Raw genomic sequence first — 21,835 nt, forward strand, 5'->3', positions numbered from 1 at the left:
GAGGGTTTCATGCCAGTCCTGATGCCGTCGTCCGACGTGCCGACCATCGACATATCGCCGCTGTTCGGTGACGACGCGGACGCCAAGAAGCACGTCGCCCAACAGATCAACAAGGCGTGCCGTGGGTCCGGGTTCTTCTACGCGTCCCATCACGGAGTGGACGTACAACTGCTCCAGGACGTGGTCAACGAGTTCCACCGGACCATGACCGACCAGGAGAAGCACGACCTGGCGATCCACGCGTACAACAAGGACAACCCGCACGTACGCAACGGCTACTACAAGGCGATCAAGGGCAAGAAGGCCGTCGAGTCCTTCTGCTTCCTGAACCCGCTGTTCGGCGAGGACCATCCGAAGATCAGGTCGGGGACGCCGATGCACGAGGTGAACCTCTGGCCGGACGAGGACCGGCACCCGAGGTTCCGGCCCTTCGGCGAGAAGTACTTCGCCGAGATGCTCCGGCTCTCCACGGTGATCATGCGAGGGCTCGCGCTCGCTCTCGGGAAGCCCGAGAACTTCTTCGACGCGGGCCTCGCGAAGGAGGACACCCTGTCCTCCGTGTCGATGATCCGCTACCCCTACCTGGAGGACTACCCGCCGGTGAAGACCGGCCCGGACGGCATGAAGCTCAGCTTCGAGGACCACCTCGACGTCTCGATGATCACCGTGCTGTACCAGACCCAGGTGCAGAACCTCCAGGTCGAGACGGTCGACGGCTGGCAGGACCTGCCGACCTCCCAGGACAACTTCCTGGTGAACTGCGGTACGTACATGGGGCACATCACCAACGACTACTTCCCGGCCCCGAACCACCGCGTGAAGTTCGTCAACGCGGAACGGCTGTCCCTGCCCTTCTTCCTCAACGCGGGGCACGACAGTGTGATCGAACCCTTCTGGCCCGAGGGCGCGCAGGACAAGGAGACCAACCCCGCGATCTCGTACGGCGAGTACCTCCAGCAGGGCCTGCAGTCCCTGATCGTCAAGAACGGCCAGACCTGAGGGTGACACCCCGCGACCTCCCGCGACGGCCCGCCGGCTCACCGGCGGGCCGTCGCGCCGTCCGGGACAGGGCCGAACATGAGGGTGTTTGACCGGATCGGTACCCCGGGCGAGGATGGTCCTGATCATGACTCCATCGTGTCGCCCTGTGTGCGGGGGCCCGGAGGTTCGAACCATGCAGCAGTTACGTGCCCGGCGCGCCGTTCTCGGTGCGCTCACCGCCCTCGCCCTCACGTCGCCGGCGGCCTGCGGCCAGGGCGACACGCCCGCGCAGGCCCCGGCCCGCGCCCCCTCCGCAACGAAGAGCCAACCTGGCGAAGCGGCCGGCCCCGGCGAGGCCGCGAAACCCCTGGCCGGTGAGACCCGCGCACTGAGGAGCCGGTTCACCGCCCTCGAGCGGAAGTTCGGCGCCCGGCTCGGCGTCTACGCCGTCGACACCGGCACCGGCCGCGAGGTGGCCTACAACGACGGCGAGCGGTTCGCCTACGCCTCCACCTTCAAGGCCCTGGCCGCCGGAGCCGTCCTGCGCAAGTACTCCCTGAGCGGCATGGACCGGGTCGTCACCTACTCCCGCGACGACCTCGTCCCCCGCTCCGAGGTGACGGCGAAGCACGTCGGCACCGGGATGAGCCTGGGCGCGCTCTGCGACGCGGCCATACGGCACGGCGACAACACCGCGGCCAACCTGCTCTTCGACCAACTGGGCGGCCCCGCCGGCCTGGACGCCGCCCTGGAGGAGATCGGCGACGACGTCACCCGCATGGACCGCCGCGAGACCCAGCTCAACGAGTGGTCCCCGGGCGCCACCCAGGACACCAGCACACCACGCGCCCTCGCCGAGGACCTGCGCTCCTACGCCCTCGAAGACACCCTGGGCAAGGGCGAACGCGCCCAGCTCGCGAAGTGGCTCCGCTCCAGCACGACGGGCGCCGCCCTCATCAAGGCCGGAATGCCCAAGGACTGGGTGGTCGGCAACCGGGCGGGAGCCGGCAGCACCTACGGAGTCCGCAACGACATCGCCGTGGTCTGGCCCCCCGACACCGCCCCCATCGTCGTGGCGATCATGTCGAACAGCACCACCCCGGACACCGGCTACGACGACCGGCTGATCGCCCAGGCCGCATCGGTGGTCGCGGGCACGCTGTCCTGACTACGGGCCGAAGTCCGGGGTGCGATCCCCGCCTGAGCCCACAACGACAAAGGCCCGGACTCAGTTGGACTGAGTTCGGGCCTTCATGCTTGGCACTTCAGCTGGTCGGCGACGTGGTCGCGTTGTCCCGGCTGGAGTGCCCCCGGCAGGATTCGAACCTGCGCACCCGGCTCCGGAGGCCGATGCTCTATCCCCTGAGCTACGGGGGCGTGTCGCTGTTTGTGCGGCGACGAGTGAAACCCTACCAGCTTCCACGGGCTGTCCGTGAACAGGTATTCACCGGTCCGCGCATGTCGTACCGGAGGCGGATCGGGGCCCCGGGACACCCGGACCGGAGGGTGCCCCGTGGTGCACGCCGCAGGCTGGAAGTGGGCAAAAGCCGGACGCGGCCGCTGCGGCCGACCTACTCTCGAAGAGTGTCTGGCGCGTCCGGCCGCGTGCTTGTTGTCGACGACAGCAAGGTCATCCGGCAGCTGATCAGGGTCAATCTCGAGCTGGAGGGCTTCGAGGTCGTGACCGCGGCCGATGGTGCCGAGTGTCTGGAACTGGTGCACCGGGTCTGCCCGGATGTGATCACACTCGATGTGGTGATGCCCCGGCTCGACGGAGTCCAGACCGCCGCACGGCTGCGTGCCGATCCGCGGACCAGTCACCTGCCCGTCGCGATCATCAGTGCGTGCACGCCGTACGAGGTGGACGCGGGAGTGGCCGCAGGGGTCGACGCCTTTCTGGCCAAGCCGTTCGAGCCCAGCGAGCTGGTGCGGATGGTCCGGCGTCTGATGCACCGGGAGGACCCGCCGTCGGTCGACGGCAGACACGGTGCCGGACGGGCGGGGAGCCCGGCGGGCTGACCGCATGGCGAAACCGGGTCGCGAAGTGACCCCCCTCCTCCCCTACGCTTGTCCCGTGACCCCGGCAGATCTCTCCATGACCGTGCTGCACGCCGTGCGGCGCGCGGTCGACGAGGATGCCTTGCGCGCGCCCGTACCCGCGCGCGTGCGAGTGGAGAGGACCAGGCCCGGCGGCAGCGGTGACTACGCCTGCGCCGTGGCTCTCCAGCTGGCCGGTCCGGCGGCACTGCCGCCGCGGGAAGTGGCGCGGATCCTCCGGGACCGGGTCGCCGGTACGCCCGGCATCGGGCGGGTCGAGATCACCGGGCCCGGTTTTCTGAACTTCACGCTCGACGCCTATGCCGACGCCGCCGCGCGCGCCGCCCTCGTGCACGAGGTGCGGGAGCAGGGGCTCCGGTACGGCCGGGTCACCGCACACACCGGACAGCTCCACCGGCTGCACCACCGGAGCGAGGTCAGGGCCGCGGTCGTCTCGCAGACCGTGGCGCGCGTCCTGCGCACGCAGGGCGGCCAGGTGCGCACCGGCTGCACCGGCGCGCCCGACCCCGACTGGGAGCAGCTGCGGGTCGGTGTCGGGCCGTACGACGGGGCCGCCGGCAGCACCGAGCTCCGTCCCGTACCCGCCGGAGCCACCGCCGGTGAACTGCTCGGCAGGCTCGGCCGCGACGCCGCCCTGTGGGGACTGCTCCGGCCCGCCGGCCACGACCGTGCCCCGCTCGGTGACGACCTCCTCGTACAGGGGGAGGCCAATCAGCTCTTCCTGGTCCGGTACGCCCACTCCCGCGCCCGCGCGCTCGTCCGCGGCGCCGCCGCGCTCGGGTTCACCGGCGCGTACGAGGAGGACGTCGAGGCGCCCGCGCTCCACGCCGCACTCGCCGACCACCCCGGCGTCCTCGCCGCCGCGGCCCGCCTCCACGCCCCCGACCGGATCGCCCGGCACCTCGAAACCGTGGCGGACGCCTTCTTCGACTTCCACGACACGTGTCCGCCGCTCCCCGTCGGCGACGAGAAACCCTCGGCCGCCCACCGCTCCCGGCTGGCCCTTGCCGAAGCCGCCGGGACGGTGCTGGCAGGCGGCCTGTACCTGCTCGGCATCAGCGCGCCCGAACACCTCTGAGACCCGAGAGAGCACCCACGATGAGCCGATCCGCCCACCCCGCCGGACCCCGTCACGCCGATGTCCTCCACGAAGGGCACTACGCGGCGCCGCCCGCCGACCTGAACGTTCTGGACGAGAAGGTCTGGGCCCGTACCGTCACCCGCGACGCCGACGGCGCGCTCACCGTCGGCGGGATCGAAGTCGCCCGGCTCGCCGAGGAGTTCGGCACCCCGGCCTACTTCCTCGACGAGAGCGACTTCCGGGCCAGGTGCCGCGCCTGGGCCGACGCCTTCGGACGCGACGCCGATGTGTTCTACGCCGGGAAGGCGTTCCTGTCGCGTGCCGTCGTGCGCTGGCTCCAGGAGGAGGGGCTCAACCTCGACGTCTGCTCCGGCGGCGAGCTGACCACCGCGCTGGATGCCGGGATGCCCCCCGAGCGCATCGCCTTCCACGGCAACAACAAGAGCATGGCCGAGATCGAGCGCGCCGTCGGCATCGGCGTCGGGCGGATCGTGCTCGACTCCTTCCAGGAGATCGTCCGGGTCGCCGACGTCGCCCAGCGCCTCGGCAGGCGTCAGCGCGTCCAGATCCGCGTCACCGTCGGCGTCGAGGCCCACACGCACGAGTTCATCGCCACCGCCCACGAGGACCAGAAGTTCGGCATCGCGCTGGCCGGGGGACAGGCCGCCGAGGCCGTCCGCAGGGCGCTCACCCTCGACGGGCTCGAACTCATCGGCATCCACTCGCACATCGGCTCGCAGATCTTCGACATGGCCGGCTTCGAGGTCTCCGCGCGACGCGTGGTGCAGCTGCTGGCCGAGGTGCGCGACGAACACGGTGTGGAGCTCCCCGAGATCGACCTGGGCGGCGGGCTCGGCATCGCCTACACCTCCGAGGACGACCCGAGCGAGCCGCACGAGATCGCCAAGGCGCTCAGCGACATCGTGACCCGCGAGTGCGAGGCGGCCGGCCTCACCACCCCGCGGATCTCCGTCGAACCGGGCCGCGCCATCGTCGGACCCACCGCCTTCACGCTGTACGAGGTCGGCACCATCAAGCCCCTCGACGGACTCCGTACGTACGTGAGCGTCGACGGCGGCATGTCGGACAACATCCGCACCGCGCTGTACGACGCCGAGTACAGCGTCGCGCTCGTCTCCCGCACCTCCGACGCCGAGCCGATGCTCGTGCGTGTCGTCGGCAAGCACTGCGAGAGCGGCGACATCGTGGTCAAGGACGCGTTCCTGCCGGCGGACCTCGCCCCGGGCGACCTGATCGCGGTGCCCGCCACCGGCGCGTACTGCCGCTCCATGGCGAGCAACTACAACCACGCCCTGCGTCCGCCGGTCGTCGCCGTGCGGGACGGACAGGCGCGAGTGATCGTCCGGCGGGAGACAGAGGAAGATCTTCTGTCACTCGATGTCGGCTGATGAAATAGTCATCTCAGGATCCGGACGGGTGGCAGAAACTCCCGTCCGGTGAGTGAGACTGGTCCACACATTAGATGTATGAGAAACGAGGTCGGATGATGCGTACGCGTCCGCTGAAGGTGGCGCTGCTGGGCTGTGGAGTGGTCGGCTCAGAGGTGGCGCGCATCATGACGACGCACGCCGACGACCTCGCCGCGCGCATCGGCGCGCCGGTGGAGCTCGCCGGTGTCGCCGTCCGCCGACCCTCCAAGGTGCGGGAGGGGATCGACCCCGCACTGATCACCACGGACGCGACGGCCCTGGTCAAACGGGGTGACATCGACGTGGTCATCGAGGTCATCGGGGGCATCGAGCCCGCCCGGACCCTGATCACCACCGCCTTCGAGCACGGCGCGAGCGTCGTCTCCGCGAACAAGGCGCTGCTCGCCGAGGACGGCGCCGCACTCCACGCCGCCGCGGAGAGCCAGGGCCGGGACCTCTACTACGAGGCGGCCGTGGCCGGCGCCATCCCGCTCGTACGGCCGCTGCGCGAGTCCCTCGCCGGCGACAAGGTCAACCGGGTCCTGGGCATCGTCAACGGCACCACCAACTTCATCCTCGACAAGATGGACACGAGCGGAGCCGGTTACTCCGAGGCGCTCGACGAGGCCACCGCCCTCGGGTACGCCGAGGCCGACCCGACCGCCGACGTCGAGGGCTTCGACGCCGCGGCGAAGGCCGCGATCCTCGCCGGCATCGCCTTCCACACCCGGGTGAAGATCGGTGAGGTGCACCGCGAGGGCATCACCGAGGTGACCGCAGCGGACATCGCGTCCGCCCGCCGCATGGGCTGCACCGTCAAGCTCCTCGCCATCTGCGAGCGCGCCGCCGACGGCAGGTCCGTCACCGCCCGCGTGCACCCCGCGATGATCCCGCTCAGCCACCCGCTGGCCTCCGTGCGCGAGGCGTACAACGCCGTCTTCGTCGAGGCGGACGCGGCCGGCCAGCTGATGTTCTACGGCCCCGGCGCCGGTGGTTCGCCGACCGCGTCCGCGGTCCTCGGCGACCTGGTCGCGGTCTGCCGCAACAAGCTCAGCGAGGCCACCGGCCCCGGTGAGTCCGCGTACACGCGTCTGCCGGTCAGCCCCATGGGCGAGGTCGTCACGCGGTACCACATCAGTCTCGACGTGGCCGACAAGCCTGGCGTTCTCGCCCAGGTCGCGACGGTCTTCGCCGAACAGGGCGTATCCATCGATACGGTCCGCCAGCAGAGCCGACAGGACGGAGACGGCGAGGCTTCTCTCGTCGTCGTCACCCACCGCGCGCCCGACGCCGCCCTTTCGGCGACCGTCGAGGCGCTGCGCAAGCTGGACACCGTGCGCGGTGTCGCCAGCATCATGCGTGTTGAAGGGGAGTAAGGACCCATGACCAGCAAGGGCACCCACCAGTGGCGCGGCATCATCGAGGAGTACCGGGACCGCCTTCCGGTCACGAGCACGACGCCGGTCGTCACGCTTCGTGAGGGCGGCACGCCGCTCGTCCCCGCCCAGGTCCTCTCCGAGCGCACGGGCTGCGAGGTGCACCTCAAGGTCGAGGGCGCCAACCCCACCGGGTCGTTCAAGGACCGCGGCATGACCATGGCGATCACCCGCGCCAAGGAGGAGGGCGCGCAGGCCGTCATCTGCGCCTCCACCGGCAACACCTCGGCCTCCGCCGCCGCTTACGCGGTGCGGGCCGGCATGGTCTGCGCCGTCCTCGTACCGCAGGGCAAGATCGCACTCGGCAAGATGGGCCAGGCACTCGTCCACGGCGCCAAGATCCTCCAGGTCGACGGAAACTTCGACGACTGCCTCACCCTGGCCCGCTCGCTCTCGGACAACTACCCGGTGGCGCTGGTCAATTCGGTCAATCCGGTCCGTATCGAGGGCCAGAAGACCGCCGCGTTCGAGATCGTCGACGCGCTCGGCGACGCCCCGGACATCCATGTCCTGCCGGTCGGCAACGCGGGCAACATCACCGCGTACTGGAAGGGTTACACCGAATACGCGGCGGACGGGATGGCCGCGCGCACCCCGCGCATGTGGGGCTTCCAGGCTTCCGGTTCCGCGCCCATCGTGCGCGGCGAAATCGTCAAGGACCCCTCGACGATCGCCACCGCGATCCGGATCGGCAACCCGGCGTCCTGGCAGTACGCGCTGGCCGCACGGGACGAGTCGGGCGGCTTCATCGACGAGGTGACGGACCGGCAGATCCTGTCCGCCTACCGTCTGTTGGCCTCCCAGGAGGGCGTCTTCGTCGAGCCCGCATCGGCCGCTTCGGTCGCCGGTCTGCTCAAGGCCGCCGAAGCGGGCAAGGTCGACCCCGGTCAGAAGATCGTCTGCACCGTCACGGGCAACGGCCTCAAGGACCCCGACTGGGCCGTCGCGGGCGCCCCGCAGCCGGTCACGGTTCCGGTCGACGCGGTCACCGCGGCCGAGAAGCTCGGCCTCGTCTAGCCCGTACGCCGAGGCGGTCAACAGCGGCAAAAAACCAGCTCAACCGCCCCTTTTCGGGGCGGAGAGCGCATAGGAGGCGTGCGACACGCATCGTGCGCCTCCTGTGCGCCCTATGTCGCGACAGAACCTTCCTTCGATAAGCTGTACCCACACGCTCCGCCGTAGTCGACGCGGTGCAGTTGCCGTCGTGGCCGTCGGGTCCGCCAGTGGATTTCCGCCGCACCCGCAGCCACAGCCCCCACAGCCGCACCGCTCCCTCACCCCCGCACGCCGATCCACCCAGCACCACATCCCCGCCGCCTTACAAGGAGAGTCGTCCAGCCGATGGCCGGTCCCGCGTTCCGAGCTGCCGCCGTCCGGGTGCGCACCCCCGCGACCAGTGCCAACCTGGGCCCGGGCTTCGACGCCCTGGGCCTCTCACTGGGGCTGTACGACGATGTCGTGGTCCGGGTCGCCGACTCGGGACTGCACATCGACATCGCCGGTGAGGGCGCCGAAACGCTGCCCCGCGACGAGAGCCACCTCCTCGTACGCTCCCTGCGCACCGCCTTCGACCTGCTCGGCGGACAGCCCCGCGGCCTCGAGATCGTCTGCGCCAACCGGATCCCGCACGGCCGGGGCCTCGGTTCCTCCTCCGCCGCCATCTGCGCCGGCATCGTCGCCGCCCGCGCCGTGACGACGGGCGGCGACGCCCGCCTCGACGACGCGGCCCTGCTGGAGCTGGCCACCGAGATCGAGGGGCACCCCGACAACGTCGCCGCGTGTCTGCTCGGCGGCTTCACGCTCGCCTGGATGGACGGCGGATCCGCCCGGGCGATCAGGATGGATCCCGCGGATTCCGTCGTTCCGGTGGTTTTCGTGCCGGGCAGGCCCGTGCTCACCGAGACCGCCCGCGGTCTGCTCCCGCGCACCGTCCCGCATGTGGACGCCGCGGCCAACGCCGGTCGTGCCGGTCTCCTCGTCGAGGCCCTGACCAGGCGGCCCGAGCTGCTGCTCGCCGCCACCGAGGACCGGATCCACCAGGAATACCGGGCTCCCGCGATGCCGGAGAGCGTGGAGCTGGTCAACCGTCTGCGGGCGGACGGCGTCCCTGCTGTCATCTCCGGTGCGGGACCCACGGTCCTCGCGCTGACGGATGAGGGTTCGGCCGACAAGGTCGCCCGACTGGCGGGCGAGGGATGGGCGGCCAACCGGCTCGCTCTCGACGCCGCGGGCGCGAGCGTGCTGCCGCTCGCCTCGTAGTCACATGTGATTGCCGGTGAGTGAGAGGGGGAATGTTTGTTGGAGCCGGTAGTGTTAACCTCAAGTCTGCAATCGACGTCTTTGTGGCGCGTTGCTTCGTGTCCCCCTCCGGGACCACCATTCTTCCGGGAGCCTCCCCAACTGCCTGAGCAGCCTGCCTGAGCAGTTTCGAGCACGCTCCGGAACCGGCACGACACCCCTCGCTCGTCCAGGAGTGGGCCGAGCAGGGGGATCTCGCGCCGGACCCCGCACATTCATCTCTCCGCCGTACCCGGCGGACCACCGCCCCGGCAAGGTCCGCGATCGAGAAGATCACAGACCGCAGTCGGACAGCACAACCGGTCGCCGAGCCAGAAGGCCGACGTCCGCTCCAGGGAAGGACCCTTCGTGAGCGACACCACCGATCTGATGGGCGTGACTGCCGACAAGAGCGTCGACAGCGCCGCGCCCGCCGAAGGTGCTGCCACTGGCACCACCGCACGGCGCCGCCGCTCCGGCACCGGCCTCGATGGCATGGTCCTGGCCGAGCTGCAGCAGGTCGCGTCCGGCCTCGGAATCAGGGGCACTGCGCGTATGCGCAAGAGCCAGCTGATCGAGGTCATCAAGGAGGCGCAGGCCGGGGGCTCCTCCGCACCCAAGACTGCCGCCAAGGCCGCTGCGGCCTCCGCCGGTACGGAGACCGAGAGCAAGCCGAAGCGCCGTGCCACGTCCAAGGCGCGCACCGGCGACGAGGCGGCCACCGCCTCGCCCGAGGCCAAGGCCACGGCTCAGCAGCAGATCGACATCCCCGGTCAGCCGGCCAATGACGACCAGCCCACGGGCGAGCGTCGCAGGCGCCGAGCGACCGCGCAGGCGGGCAGCCCCGACACCAAGTCGGAGCCGCAGGCCGAGGCCAAGAGCGAGGACCGCGGCGAGGCGAAGGGCGAGGCCAAGGCCGAGTCCGCCGCCGACAACGCCGAGGGCCGCCGCGGCGACCGTCAGGACCGCGGCCAGCGCGGTGAGCGGGGCGACCGCGGTGACCGCGGCGACCGCCGCGAGCGCCAGCGCGACCGCCGAGGCAAGGGCGACGACCAGGGCCAGCAGGGCGGCGGCCAGCGTCCGCAGCGCCAGGGCCAGGGTCAGACCCAGGGCCAGGGCCAGGGCGGCCAGGGCCAGCAGGGTGGCGGCCCGCAGGACGACGGTTTCGACGACGAGGGTGGCCGTCGTGGCCGCCGTGGCCGTTACCGGGACCGCCGTGGCCGTCGTGGCCGTGAGGACTCCTTCACGCCCGACGTGCAGGTTGCCGACGACGACGTCCTGATCCCCGTCGCGGGCATCCTGGACATCCTCGACAACTACGCGTTCATCCGGACCTCCGGCTACCTGCCCGGTCCGAACGACGTCTACGTCTCGCTCGCACAGGTCCGCAAGAACGGCCTGCGCAAGGGTGACCACGTCACGGGCGCGGTCCGCCAGCCCAAGGACGGCGAGCGCCGCGAGAAGTTCAACGCGCTGGTCCGCCTCGACTCGGTGAACGGCATGGCGCCCGAAACCGGCCGCGGGCGCCCGGAGTTCCAGAAGCTGACGCCGCTCTACCCGCAGGACCGGCTCCGTCTGGAGACCGACTCCAACGTCCTGACGACGCGGATCATCGACCTGGTCGCGCCGATCGGCAAGGGCCAGCGAGGGCTGATCGTCGCCCCGCCGAAGACCGGCAAGACGATGATCCTCCAGGCCATCGCCAACGCGATCACGGTCAACAGCCCCGAGTGCCACCTGATGGTCGTCCTGGTCGACGAGCGTCCGGAAGAGGTCACCGACATGCAGCGGTCGGTGAAGGGCGAGGTCATCTCCTCGACCTTCGACCGCCCGGCCGAGGACCACACCACGGTCGCCGAGCTGGCCATCGAGCGCGCCAAGCGTCTCGTCGAGCTGGGTCACGACGTGGTCGTCCTGCTCGACTCGATCACCCGACTGGGCCGCGCGTACAACCTCGCGGCGCCTGCCTCCGGACGCATCCTGTCCGGTGGTGTCGACTCGACCGCGCTCTACCCGCCGAAGCGCTTCTTCGGTGCCGCGCGCAATATCGAGGACGGCGGCTCGCTGACCATCCTGGCCACCGCGCTCGTCGAGACCGGCTCGCGCATGGACGAGGTGATCTTCGAGGAGTTCAAGGGCACCGGCAACATGGAGCTCAAGCTCGACCGGAAGCTCTCGGACAAGCGCATCTTCCCGGCGGTGGACGTCGACGCGTCCAGCACCCGTAAGGAAGAAATCCTCCTGGGCACCGATGAATTGGCCGTCGTCTGGAAGCTGCGCCGGGTGCTGCACGCACTCGACCAGCAGCAGGCGATCGAGCTGCTGCTCGACCGCATGAAGAAGACCCAGTCCAACGCCGAGTTCCTTCTGCAGATTCAGAAGACGACTCCCGGCAGCGGCAATGGGAACGACTGAACAAGAAGCTGAATCGGGACAGTTCAACCGTCCCTGAAATCCGCCCCGTTACTTCGGTAACGGGGCGGATTCTTTTTGTTCCCCCGCAGTCCCCTTTTGTTGATACTGGCGTACTATCTGCGTCAGTTGAGGTGGGGGGCCATCCCGGCAGCACCGCAGAGGGCATAAGCCCTGCATTGTGCTGCCCTGCTGCGTGCAGTCGTTCTGCCGAGCCCCCGCCATTCCACGATCCGGTGGGCGTATCCGTGCCGCCGGTTCCGATACGAAGGATCGCCGCGTGCACATACGCACCAGGGGGGGCCGGCACTCGCGCCGGCTCAAGCTCGCCGTTCCGGCCGTAGCTGTCACCGTCCTCGCCCTCGTGGGCACGGGGCTCACGATGTCCAGCTCCCAGGCGGGCGAGCCGCTCCCGATCGCGCCGGCCGCAGCCGCGGCGCGGCCCGCCGCCCCGTCGGACGCCACGCTGCTCGAGCGCGTGGCCGACTCGGCCCAGGCGGACCGCAAGGCTCTCGCACCGTCCAAGCTCAACGCCACGGACGACCCGGGCCCCGCCCCGATGGTCATCGGCGGCACGGAGACCTCGATCTCCACCGCTCCGTGGATGGCGCAGCTCTGGTACAACGACGACAACGGCACCCCTGACGACGCCACCGACGACCTCGGCTTCTTCTGCGGTGGCGTGGTCATCGCGCCCACGAAGATCGCCACGGCCGCGCACTGCGTCAAGGGCTTCGACTGGGCCGCGAACGGTGCGGTCGTCACCGGCGCGAGCTCCACCGAGACGGTCGGCACCGGGACCGTCACCTGGCCCTACCGCCAGTGGTCGAACCCGCTGTACCTCGACAACGACGGCGCTGCGGACAACGACGTCGCCGTGCTCACCCTCTTCGACGCGGTCACCGTCAAGCCGCTGCCCGTGATGTCGAAGTCGGACACGGCTCTCTACGCGGCCGGCACGCAGGCCAAGGTCTACGGCTGGGGCCGCACGAGCTCGACCGACAACGGGATCTCCACGACCCTGCGTTCGGCGACTCTGCCGTTGGTCTCGGACTCGACGTGCGCCAACTCGTACGGCAGCTGGTTCAAGGCCGGCCACATGGTCTGCGCGGGCAAGACCGGCGCGACCGACGCCGAGACGACCGGTGCGTGCAACGGTGACTCCGGCGGCCCGCTGGTGGCCGGCGGCAAGCTGGTCGGCATCGTGTCGTGGGGCATCACGGACTGTGTGGGGGTGGGCGCGTACAGCGTCTTCGCCAAGGTGAGCACCTACGTTCCCGCGATCAACGCGCGGGCGTACGACACCAACATGAACTGGGACCACCGGGCCGACCTGATGGCCCGCAACACGTCGAACAAGCTGTACCAGTTCAACTCCACGGGCTCCGGCATGACCAAGGGCAGCTGGAGCGGCGACTGGAGCGGCATCAACCTCCTGCTCCAGACCGACCTCAACCGCGACGACTACCAGGACATGCTGATCCGGGCGAACGACGGCAACCTGTACTGGCAGTGGTACAACACCGCGGCCGGCGACCTGGGCGAGTGGGAAGTCAAGCAGATCGCCTCCGGCTGGGGATCCCGCAAGCAGATCCTGTCGCCCGGCGACCTGACCGGTGACGGTCACCCCGACATCCTGTCGACCGACTCCGCCGGCGACTTCTGGCTGTACCCCGGCAAGGGCAACGGCACCTTCTCCACCCGGAGCAAGATCGGCGGTGGCGGGCTCAACTACAACATGGTCCGCGGCAGCGGGGACTTCACCAACGACGGCAAGGCCGACATCATCGCCCGCGGCAGCGGCGGCAAGATGTACCTCTTCCCGGGCACCGGCAAGGCGAGCTCCCCGTTCGCCTCCAAGATCCTCGTCCGGACCTGGGACGTCGCCAACGCGCTCGTCACCACCGGTGACTTCAGCGGCGACGGCATCGCGGACATCATCGTCCGTGTGAAGACCGGCGAGCTGTACCTCTACCCGGGCACCGGGCAGGCGAACACCAACATCTTCGGCGCCCGCAAGCTGCTGGGCACCGGAGGGGCGGGCTACAACCTGTTCGGCTGATCACCGGCCCGCAGCAGTTCTCCTGAAGAGCCCCCCGCGTCCTCGGACGCGGGGGGCTCTTTGCATATTGGAACAACCGTGTGTAAGTCTTTCCAGCCGCAAACCCCGTCACGGAATGTGAGCAGATGCCGGACCACACGAGCGAGACAAGGCCGACCGGGCCGCGGCGCGCGGGCGCCACGGGCCGCCGCCGCAAGCTCCCCGAGCGCAGCCCCCGGCGCACGGCCCTGCGCGTCTCCGCGTGGGTCCTGGCCGCCGTGGTGGTGGCGGGCGGCGCGGGCGCCGGCTACGTCTACTTCAAGCTGGACGGCAACCTCACCAGCGTGGACATCGACGCCAAGCTGGGCGCCGACCGCCCCGACGACGTCGACAACGGTTCCCAGGACATCCTGGTGCTCGGCTCCGACTCCCGTTCCGGCGCCAACGAGGCGTACGGCGCCGACGAGGGCGCGGCCCGCTCGGACACCGCGATGGTGGTGCACGTCGACGAGGGCCACACCTCGGCCTCCGTCGTCTCGATCCCGCGGGACACGATCATCGAGCGGCCCGCCTGCACGGGCGACGTGAGCGGTGAACCGGTGGCCGCGGACGACCGGGCCATGTTCAACACGGCGTACGAGGTCGGCGGACCGGCCTGCGCGGTGAAGACCGTCGAGTCGATGTCCGGCATCCGCATGGATCACTACGTCGAGGTCGACTTCACCGGCTTCAAGAAGCTCATAGACGAACTCGGCGGCGTCGAGATCACCACCGAGCAGGCGATCGACGACTCCAAGAGCCATCTGCATCTGGACCCCGGCACGCACCGGCTGGACGGCGAGGAATCGCTCGGACTCGTGCGCACCCGCAAGAGCGTCGGCGACGGCAGCGATCTGGGCCGTATCCAGTTGCAGCAGGCGTTCGTGAAGGCACTGATGGAACAGACGAAGAGCGTCGGGGTCTTTTCCAGCCCGGAGAAACTCCTGGGCCTCGCCGACGCGGCCACGAAGACCGTCACCACGGACTCCGGCCTCGGCTCGGTAAAGGAACTCACGTCATTCGCGAACGGGCTCAAGGGCCTCGCCTCGAAGAACGTCCATATGGTCACGATGCCCGTGCAGTACGACCCGGCCGACCCGAACCGGGTCATACCGATGGAGAAGTCGGCCGGGCTGGTCTGGTCCGCCCTGAAGCACGACCGGGCGATCCCCGCGTCGGCGACCGAGAAATCGGCGGGCGACAAGGGTTCGGCCGGGCAGATCGTCCAGTGACCCCGTTTCCACGGGTCCGGGAATACGTGGGGCCGGACCCCGGTTTTGGGAGATACGGCCAGTCCTGGCAGACTGGTACGTCGGCCCCGGTTCACGGACGCGCAATCCGCGCGGACGACCCGGAGCCCTCCCGAAACTAGGAGACACCTTGAAGCGCGACATTCACCCCCAGTACGTCGAGACCCAGGTCAGCTGTACCTGCGGTGCGTCGTTCACCACCCGGAGCACCATCGACAACGGTGCGATCCGCGCCGACGTCTGCTCCGAGTGCCACCCGTTCTACACGGGCAAGCAGAAGATCCTCGACACCGGTGGCCGCGTGGCCCGCTTCGAGGCCCGCTTCGGCAAGGCTGCCGGCTCCGCCGCCAAGTAGCGAGCCACTGCGCCGGTCCTCGGCGCCCTCATTCCAGGGGGCGTCGGGACCGGCGTTTTTTCCGGCCGGGCGTCCGGGGGCGCCTCCGGAACCCCAGACAGCACGCCGTCCAGCAGGCCCGTTGACGTAACTAACCAGGAGCCCCCGATGTTCGAGGCGGTCGAGGAACTGATCGGTGAACACGCCGATCTCGAGAAGAAGCTCGCCGACCCGTCGGTCCACGCGGACCAGGCCAACGCGCGCAAGCTCAACAAGCGCTACGCGGAGCTGACCCCGATCGTCTCCACGTACCTGTCCTGGAAGCGCACCGGCGACGACATCGAGACTGCTCGCGAGTTCGCCGCCGACGACCCGGACTTCGCCGCCGAGGTGAAGGACCTGGAGAAGCAGCGCGAAGCACTCACCGAGAAGCTCCGCCTCCTCCTCGTCCCGCGCGACCCCAGCGACGACAAGGACGTGCTCCTGGAGATCAAGGCGGGCGCGGGCGGCGACGAGTCCGCCCTGTTCGCCGGCGATCTGCTGCGCATGTACCTGCGCTATGCCGAGCGCGTCGGCTGGAAGACCGAGATCATCGACTCCACCGAGTCCGAGCTCGGCGGTTACAAGGACGTCCAGGTCGCCGTGAAGACCAAGGGCGGCAACGGAGCCACCGAGCCCGGCCAGGGCGTGTGGGCCCGGATGAAGTACGAGGGCGGCGTGCACCGCGTGCAGCGTGTGCCCTCCACCGAGTCCCAGGGCCGTATCCACACCTCCGCGGCCGGAGTGCTCGTCACTCCCGAGGCCGAGGAGGTCGACGTCGAGATCCACGCCAACGACCTGCGCATCGACGTCTACCGGTCCTCCGGCCCCGGCGGTCAGTCCGTCAACACGACCGACTCCGCGGTCCGCATCACGCACCTGCCGACCGGCGTCGTCGCCTCCTGCCAGAACGAGAAGAGCCAGCTCCAGAACAAGGAGCAGGCCATGCGCATCCTGCGCTCCCGGCTCCTCGCCGCGGCCCAGGAAGCGGCCGAGCAGGAAGCCTCCGACGTCCGCCGCAGCCAGGTCCGTACGGTCGACCGCTCCGAGAAGATCCGCACGTACAACTTCCCGGAAAACCGGATCTCGGACCACCGCGTCGGCTTCAAGGCGTACAACTTGGACCAGGTGCTCGACGGTGACCTCGATGCCGTGATCCAGGCATGCGTCGACGCCGACTCGGCCGCCAAGCTCGCCAACGCGTAACCCCAGCCCCGCCCCGCTCGTAACCCGTACGGAGAACCGCGATGAACCTGCTGCTCGCCGAGGTGGCCCAGGCCACCCAGCGGCTGGCCGACGCCGGTGTCCCTTCACCGCGATTCGACGCCGAGGAACTCGCCGCGTTCGTGCACGGGGTCAAGCGGGGCGAGCTGCACAACGTGCCGGACCGGGACTTCGACGCCCGCTACTGGGAGACCATCGCCCGCCGCGAGGCCCGCGAGCCCCTCCAGCACATCACCGGCCGGGCCTTCTTCCGCTACCTGGAGCTCCAGGTGGGCCCCGGTGTCTTCGTGCCCCGCCCGGAGACCGAGTCCGTCGTCGGCTGGGCCATAGACGCCGTCCGCGCGATGGACGTCGTCGAGCCGCTCATCGTCGATCTCTGCACGGGATCGGGCGCCATCGCCCTCGCCATGGCGCAGGAGGTGCCGCGCTCGCGCGTGCACGGCGTGGAGCTGTCCGAGGACGCTCTCACGTGGACCAGGAAGAACGCCGAGGGGTCCAGGGTCACCGTGCACCGCGGAGACGCCGCGACGGCCCTTCCCGAGCTCGACGGCCAGGTCGACCTGGTCATCTCCAACCCCCCGTACATCCCGCTCACCGAGTGGGAGTACGTGGCGCCCGAGGCCCGTGACCACGACCCGGAGATGGCCCTCTTCTCCGGCGAGGACGGCCTCGACACCATCCGGTCCATCGAACGGACCGCACACCGTCTCCTGCGCCCCGGTGGCGTCGTCGTCATCGAGCACGCCGACACCCAGGGTGGCCAGGTGCCGTGGATCTTCACCGAGGAGCGGGGCTGGGCCGACGCGGCCGATCACCCCGACCTCAACAACCGGCCCCGTTTCGCGACCGCCCGCAAGGCCATGCCGTGACCGGCGATCCGGACCAGCACGACCCGTACCCGCCATACCCGTACATGCTTGAGGAGGCCGGCTGATGGCACGGCGATACGACTGCAACGACGCGACCGACCGTACGACGGGCCTGCGTGAGGCCGCGTCCGCCGTCCGCCGCGGAGAACTGGTCGTGCTGCCCACCGACACCGTGTACGGGATCGGCGCGGACGCCTTCAGCTCCGAGGGCGTCAGCGATCTGCTCGACGCCAAGGGCCGGGGCCGCAACATGCCCACGCCCGTCCTGATCGGCTCCCCGAACACCCTGCACGGCCTGGTCACCGACTTCTCCGAGCAGGCGTGGGAGCTCGTCGACGCGTTCTGGCCCGGCGCGCTCACGCTCGTCGCCAAGCACCAGCCCTCGCTCCAGTGGGACCTCGGTGACACCCGCGGCACCGTCGCCATCCGCATGCCCCTGCATCCGGTGGCCATCGAGCTGCTCACCGAGGTCGGCCCGATGGCCGTCTCCAGTGCCAACCTCACCGGACACCCCTCGCCGGAGGACTGCGACGCCGCCCAGGAGATGCTCGGCGACTCCGTCTCCGTCTACCTCGACGGCGGTCCGACGCCCGGCATCGTGCCGTCCTCCATCGTCGACGTCACCGGCAAGATCCCGGTCCTGCTGCGCGCCGGCGCGCTCTCCGTAGAAGAGCTGCGCAAGGTGGTACCCGACCTCGAGGTGGCCAATTGACCGCCCCTGAGGGGCGTGGCATAGCGGGGCAGACCGATACTTTCCGCATCCTCCACGTCAGCACCGGCAACGTCTGCCGCTCGCCCATCACCGAGCGGCTGACCCGGCATGCCCTGGTGGACCGCCTCGGCGATCCGCTCAGCGGCGGCCTGATCGTGGAGAGCGCGGGCACCTGGGGGCACGAAGGCGCCCCCATGGAGGCCAACGCCGAGATCGTCCTCGCCGACTTCGGCGCGGACGCCACCGGCTTCGTCGGACGCGAGCTGCTCGACGAGCACGTGATCCGCGCCGACCTCGTCCTCACCGCCACCCGCGACCACCGGGCCCAGGTGATCTCCATGGGGCACTCGGCCGGCCTGCGGACCTTCACGCTCAAGGAGTTCACCCGGCTGGTCCGGGCCATAGACCCCGCCACCCTGCCCGACGCACGCGACGAGGGCGTCGTCGAGCGTGCCCGTGCGCTGGTGCGTGCGGCGGCGGCGCTGCGCGGCTGGCTGCTGGCCCCCACCGCCGAGGCGGACGAGGTCTACGACCCGTACGGCGCCCCGATCACGTTCTTCCGCTCCATCGGGGACGAGATCAACCAGGCCCTCGACCCCGTGGTCACCGCGCTGACGGGCGTACAGACCCCGCACTGACGCCGCCGGGCGGAGTCCTGGGCCGGCGGTACCGATCCGTACGGCGCAGCGGCCGTGCGCCGACCGGCGTACGAGGCCGTCCGGCAGCGCGCAGGGGTCCACGCCCGGGCCTACATTGGTCTGAGAGCCCACCCCTCCCCAGGCCCGGAGCCGTCAGATGCCGGTCACCACTCCAGCCGCACCCCCAGCCGTGTCCCGCTCGCACACAGCCCTCCCGCAGGACTTCGGCGCCCTGCTCCGGCAGGACCCGGAGATCGCCGACGTGCTGCTGGCGGAGGTGAGCCGGCAGGCCGGCACCCTCCAGCTGATCGCCGCCGAGAACTTCACCTCGCCCGCCGTCCTCGCCGCCCTCGGCTCCCCGCTCGCCAACAAGTACGCCGAGGGCTACCCCGGTGCACGTCACCACGGCGGCTGCGAGCAGGCGGACGCCGCCGAACGCCTCGCGATCCAGCGGGCCACCGCGCTCTTCGGCGCCGAGCACGCCAACGTCCAGCCGCACTCCGGCTCCTCGGCCGTCCTCGCCGCCTACGCCGCACTGCTGCGCCCCGGCGACACGGTCCTGGCCATGGGGCTCCCGTACGGCGGCCACCTCACCCACGGCTCGCCCGCCAACTTCTCCGGCCGCTGGTTCGAGTTCGTCGGCTACGGCGTGGACCCCGACAGCGGGCTGATCGACTACGCACAGGTCCGCGCCCTGGCCCGGGGCCGGCGCCCCAAGGCCATCGTCTGCGGTTCCATCTCGTACCCGCGCCATCCCGACTACGAGCTGTTCCGGGAGATCGCCGACGAGGTCGGCGCCTATCTGATCGCCGATGCCGCCCACCCGATGGGCCTGATCGCCGGGGGAGCGGCGCCCAGCCCCGTCCCGTACGCGGACGTGGTCTGCGCGACCACGCACAAGGTGCTGCGCGGGCCGCGCGGCGGCATGATCCTGTGCGGCCCGGAGCTGGCGGAGCGGATCGACCGGGCGGTGTTCCCCTTCACACAGGGCGGCGCCCAGATGCACACGGTCGCGGCGAAGGCCGTCGCCTTCGGCGAGGCGGCTACTCCGGCGTTCACGCTGTACGCCCATCAGGTGGTCGCCCACGCGCGGGTGCTCGCCGCCGGTCTGGAGGCCGAGGGTTTCGACGTCACCACGGACGGCACCGACACCCACCTGATCGTCGCGGACCCCGCCCCTCTCGGGGTCGACGGCCGCACCGCGCGCTCGCGTCTCGCGGCGGCGGGCATGGTCCTGGACACCTGCGCCCTGCCCTACGGGGACGCCCGTGGCATCAGGCTGGGCACGGCCGCCGTCACCACCCAGGGCATGGACGAAGCCGACATGGCGCGGATCGCGGTGCTCTTCGGGGCGGCGGTCCGGGAGACCGGTGACGCCGACCGGCTGCTGGCCGAAGTGCGGGAACTCACGGACAGGAATCCGCCCTATCCGGGGTAGGCGAAGCATGTGCAACCATCACCCGTACCTTGGAGTCCTCATTCTTGAGGTTAGGGTGTGGGGCTGAGATGGCCGGCGATTTCTGTGGGGCAGCCCGTGCGTGATTACCTGCTGACGCTCTGTGTCACGGCCGCAGTTACTTATCTGCTGACCGGACCGGTGCGAAAGTTCGCCATCGCGATCGGGGCCATGCCCGCGATCCGTGCGCGTGACGTACACCGAGAACCGACACCGCGGCTCGGTGGCATCGCCATGTTCGGCGGACTGTGTGCGGGACTGATCGTCGCTGCCCACCTGGACAACCTCACGGGCGTCTTCGAACTCTCCAACGAGCCGCGGGCCCTGCTCTCCGGCGCTGCGCTGATCTGGCTGATCGGCGTCCTGGACGACAAGTTCGAACTCGACGCCCTGATCAAGCTCGGCGGGCAGATGATCGCCGCCGCGGTCATGGTCATCCAGGGCCTCACGGTCCTGTGGCTGCCGATCCCCGGCGTGGGCACGGTCGCCCTCACCCAGTGGCAGGGCACGCTCCTCACGGTGGCGCTGGTCGTCATCACGATCAACGCGGTCAACTTCGTGGACGGCCTCGACGGCCTGGCGGCCGGCATGGTCTGCATCGCCTCGGCGGCGTTCTTCCTCTACACGTACCGGCTCTGGTACGGGTACGGGATCGAGGCAGCCGCCCCCGCGACCCTCTTCGCGGCGATCCTGATGGGCATGTGCCTCGGATTCCTGCCGCACAACATGCATCCCGCGCGGATCTTCATGGGCGACTCCGGATCGATGCTGATCGGCCTGGTCCTCGCGGCGGGCGCGATCTCCGTCACCGGTCAGGTGGACCCCGACGCGATGAAGCTGTTCGAGGGCAGTGAGCGGCAGGCGACCCACGCGATGCTGCCGGTCTTCATCCCGCTGCTCCTGCCGCTGACGATCATCGCGATCCCGGCCGCCGACCTGGTGCTGGCGATCGTGCGGCGCACCTGGAACGGCCAGTCGCCGTTCGCGGCCGACCGCGGGCACCTGCACCACCGGCTGCTGGAGATCGGCCACTCGCACAGCAGGGCCGTCATGATCATGTACTTCTGGTCCGCGCTGATCGCCTTCGGTGCGGTCGGGTACTCGGTCCACTCCGCGTCGATGTGGATCGTGCTCGCGATCATGGGCGCGAGTGCGGTGGGTCTGATCCTGCTGCTGATGCCGCGCTTCACCCCCCGCACGCCGGACTGGGCCGACTCCTTCGTACCGCCCCGTTACCGGCGCCGCCGGCACACCGCCGGCCAGGAGCGGGTGGTGGCGTACGGGCAACAGGGCCCGGACGACCCGCAGATGGCGCCGGAGGCCCCTGAGCGGACCCCTGTGGCGGTCGGGGTCTCGGGTGTCAACGGGGCGACGGCGATCGGCTCCCGCGCACGCCTGCACGACCGGCGCCGGGCCGATTCATCGCGTTGACGTTTCGGGCATCAACGCCCATTACCAGACAATGCGTTGGAGTGTCTCGCGCAAACGCGCAGGCTCACTCTCATGTGTGACAGTTGGCACACTTTTCAGGTAAAGACCTCATCAAATAGTTTGTGAT

General features: G+C 70.0%; 18 protein-coding genes and 1 tRNA gene. 18 read left to right on the forward strand and 1 reads right to left on the reverse strand.

The features are described 5' to 3' along the window. Nucleotides 1-9: 9 nt before the first annotated feature. The gene (locus OG230_RS24570) at nt 10-999 is read left to right on the forward strand and encodes a 2OG-Fe(II) oxygenase family protein (RefSeq protein WP_328905890.1); all 990 of its coding nucleotides are present in this window, start codon (nt 10-12) and stop codon (nt 997-999) included. Between the two features lie 175 nt (nt 1,000-1,174). After that, nucleotides 1,175-2,149 (forward strand): class A beta-lactamase, encoded by a 975-nt coding sequence (bla, locus tag OG230_RS24575; protein WP_328905891.1) that lies wholly within the window; start codon nt 1,175-1,177, stop codon nt 2,147-2,149. A gap of 137 nt (nt 2,150-2,286) precedes the next feature. Here bla and OG230_RS24580 read toward each other — a convergent pair. After that, nucleotides 2,287-2,358 (reverse strand) — tRNA-Arg (locus OG230_RS24580). A gap of 207 nt (nt 2,359-2,565) precedes the next feature. Here OG230_RS24580 and OG230_RS24585 point away from each other — a divergent pair. The 16 genes from OG230_RS24585 (at nt 2,566) to OG230_RS24660 (ending at nt 21,708) form a co-directional block, all read left to right on the forward strand. Continuing rightward, nucleotides 2,566-3,000: a response regulator gene (locus OG230_RS24585; protein WP_328905892.1), complete on the forward strand. Its 435-nt coding sequence runs from the start codon at nt 2,566-2,568 to the stop codon at nt 2,998-3,000. A 55-nt stretch (nt 3,001-3,055) separates the two neighbouring features. Continuing rightward, on the forward strand, nt 3,056-4,117 hold the full coding sequence (gene nrtL, locus OG230_RS24590) for an ArgS-related anticodon-binding protein NrtL (protein WP_328905893.1): 1,062 nt from the start codon (nt 3,056-3,058) through the stop codon (nt 4,115-4,117). Between the two features lie 20 nt (nt 4,118-4,137). Next, complete coding sequence (lysA, locus tag OG230_RS24595) at nt 4,138-5,529, forward strand: diaminopimelate decarboxylase (protein WP_328905894.1); 1,392 nt, start codon at nt 4,138-4,140, stop codon at nt 5,527-5,529. 98 nt (nt 5,530-5,627) lie between these two features. Beyond that, the gene (locus tag OG230_RS24600) at nt 5,628-6,926 is read left to right on the forward strand and encodes a homoserine dehydrogenase (protein WP_328911517.1); all 1,299 of its coding nucleotides are present in this window, start codon (nt 5,628-5,630) and stop codon (nt 6,924-6,926) included. 6 nt (nt 6,927-6,932) lie between these two features. Continuing rightward, complete coding sequence (gene thrC / locus OG230_RS24605; protein ID WP_328905895.1) at nt 6,933-8,003, forward strand: threonine synthase; 1,071 nt, start codon at nt 6,933-6,935, stop codon at nt 8,001-8,003. Between the two features lie 324 nt (nt 8,004-8,327). Next, nucleotides 8,328-9,245 carry a homoserine kinase gene (gene thrB / locus OG230_RS24610; protein ID WP_328905896.1) on the forward strand — a complete coding sequence of 306 codons (918 nt, stop codon included), beginning with the start codon at nt 8,328-8,330 and terminating at the stop codon, nt 9,243-9,245. A gap of 387 nt (nt 9,246-9,632) precedes the next feature. After that, the gene (gene rho, locus OG230_RS24615; protein ID WP_328905897.1) at nt 9,633-11,678 is read left to right on the forward strand and encodes a transcription termination factor Rho; all 2,046 of its coding nucleotides are present in this window, start codon (nt 9,633-9,635) and stop codon (nt 11,676-11,678) included. A 277-nt stretch (nt 11,679-11,955) separates the two neighbouring features. Further along, complete coding sequence (locus OG230_RS24620) at nt 11,956-13,737, forward strand: trypsin-like serine protease (RefSeq protein ID WP_328905898.1); 1,782 nt, start codon at nt 11,956-11,958, stop codon at nt 13,735-13,737. Nucleotides 13,738-13,862: 125 nt separating this feature from the next. Beyond that, a complete protein-coding gene (locus tag OG230_RS24625) occupies nt 13,863-14,987 on the forward strand; it encodes an LCP family protein (RefSeq protein WP_328905899.1) in 1,125 nt (374 codons plus the stop codon). Between the two features lie 148 nt (nt 14,988-15,135). After that, entirely contained in the window at nt 15,136-15,360 is a 225-nt protein-coding gene (rpmE, locus tag OG230_RS24630; protein ID WP_328905900.1) for a 50S ribosomal protein L31, read from the forward strand. A gap of 147 nt (nt 15,361-15,507) precedes the next feature. Next, a complete protein-coding gene (prfA, locus tag OG230_RS24635) occupies nt 15,508-16,584 on the forward strand; it encodes a peptide chain release factor 1 (RefSeq protein ID WP_328905901.1) in 1,077 nt (358 codons plus the stop codon). A gap of 41 nt (nt 16,585-16,625) precedes the next feature. Further along, on the forward strand, nt 16,626-17,471 hold the full coding sequence (gene prmC, locus OG230_RS24640) for a peptide chain release factor N(5)-glutamine methyltransferase (RefSeq protein WP_328905902.1): 846 nt from the start codon (nt 16,626-16,628) through the stop codon (nt 17,469-17,471). A gap of 64 nt (nt 17,472-17,535) precedes the next feature. Further along, nucleotides 17,536-18,183, forward strand: a complete 648-nt coding sequence (locus OG230_RS24645; RefSeq protein WP_185298440.1) for an L-threonylcarbamoyladenylate synthase — start codon at nt 17,536-17,538, stop codon at nt 18,181-18,183. Then, the gene (locus OG230_RS24650; RefSeq protein WP_328905903.1) at nt 18,180-18,821 is read left to right on the forward strand and encodes an arsenate reductase/protein-tyrosine-phosphatase family protein; all 642 of its coding nucleotides are present in this window, start codon (nt 18,180-18,182) and stop codon (nt 18,819-18,821) included. Before OG230_RS24645 ends, OG230_RS24650 begins: the two co-directional genes overlap by 4 nt. A gap of 157 nt (nt 18,822-18,978) precedes the next feature. Further along, a complete protein-coding gene (gene glyA / locus OG230_RS24655) occupies nt 18,979-20,259 on the forward strand; it encodes a serine hydroxymethyltransferase (protein WP_328905904.1) in 1,281 nt (426 codons plus the stop codon). Nucleotides 20,260-20,343: 84 nt separating this feature from the next. Beyond that, entirely contained in the window at nt 20,344-21,708 is a 1,365-nt protein-coding gene (locus OG230_RS24660) for an MraY family glycosyltransferase (protein WP_328905905.1), read from the forward strand. The last annotated feature ends 127 nt before the right edge of the window (nt 21,709-21,835 follow it).

The organism is Streptomyces sp. NBC_00234 (genome assembly GCF_036195325.1).
GTDB lineage: Bacteria > Actinomycetota > Actinomycetes > Streptomycetales > Streptomycetaceae > Streptomyces.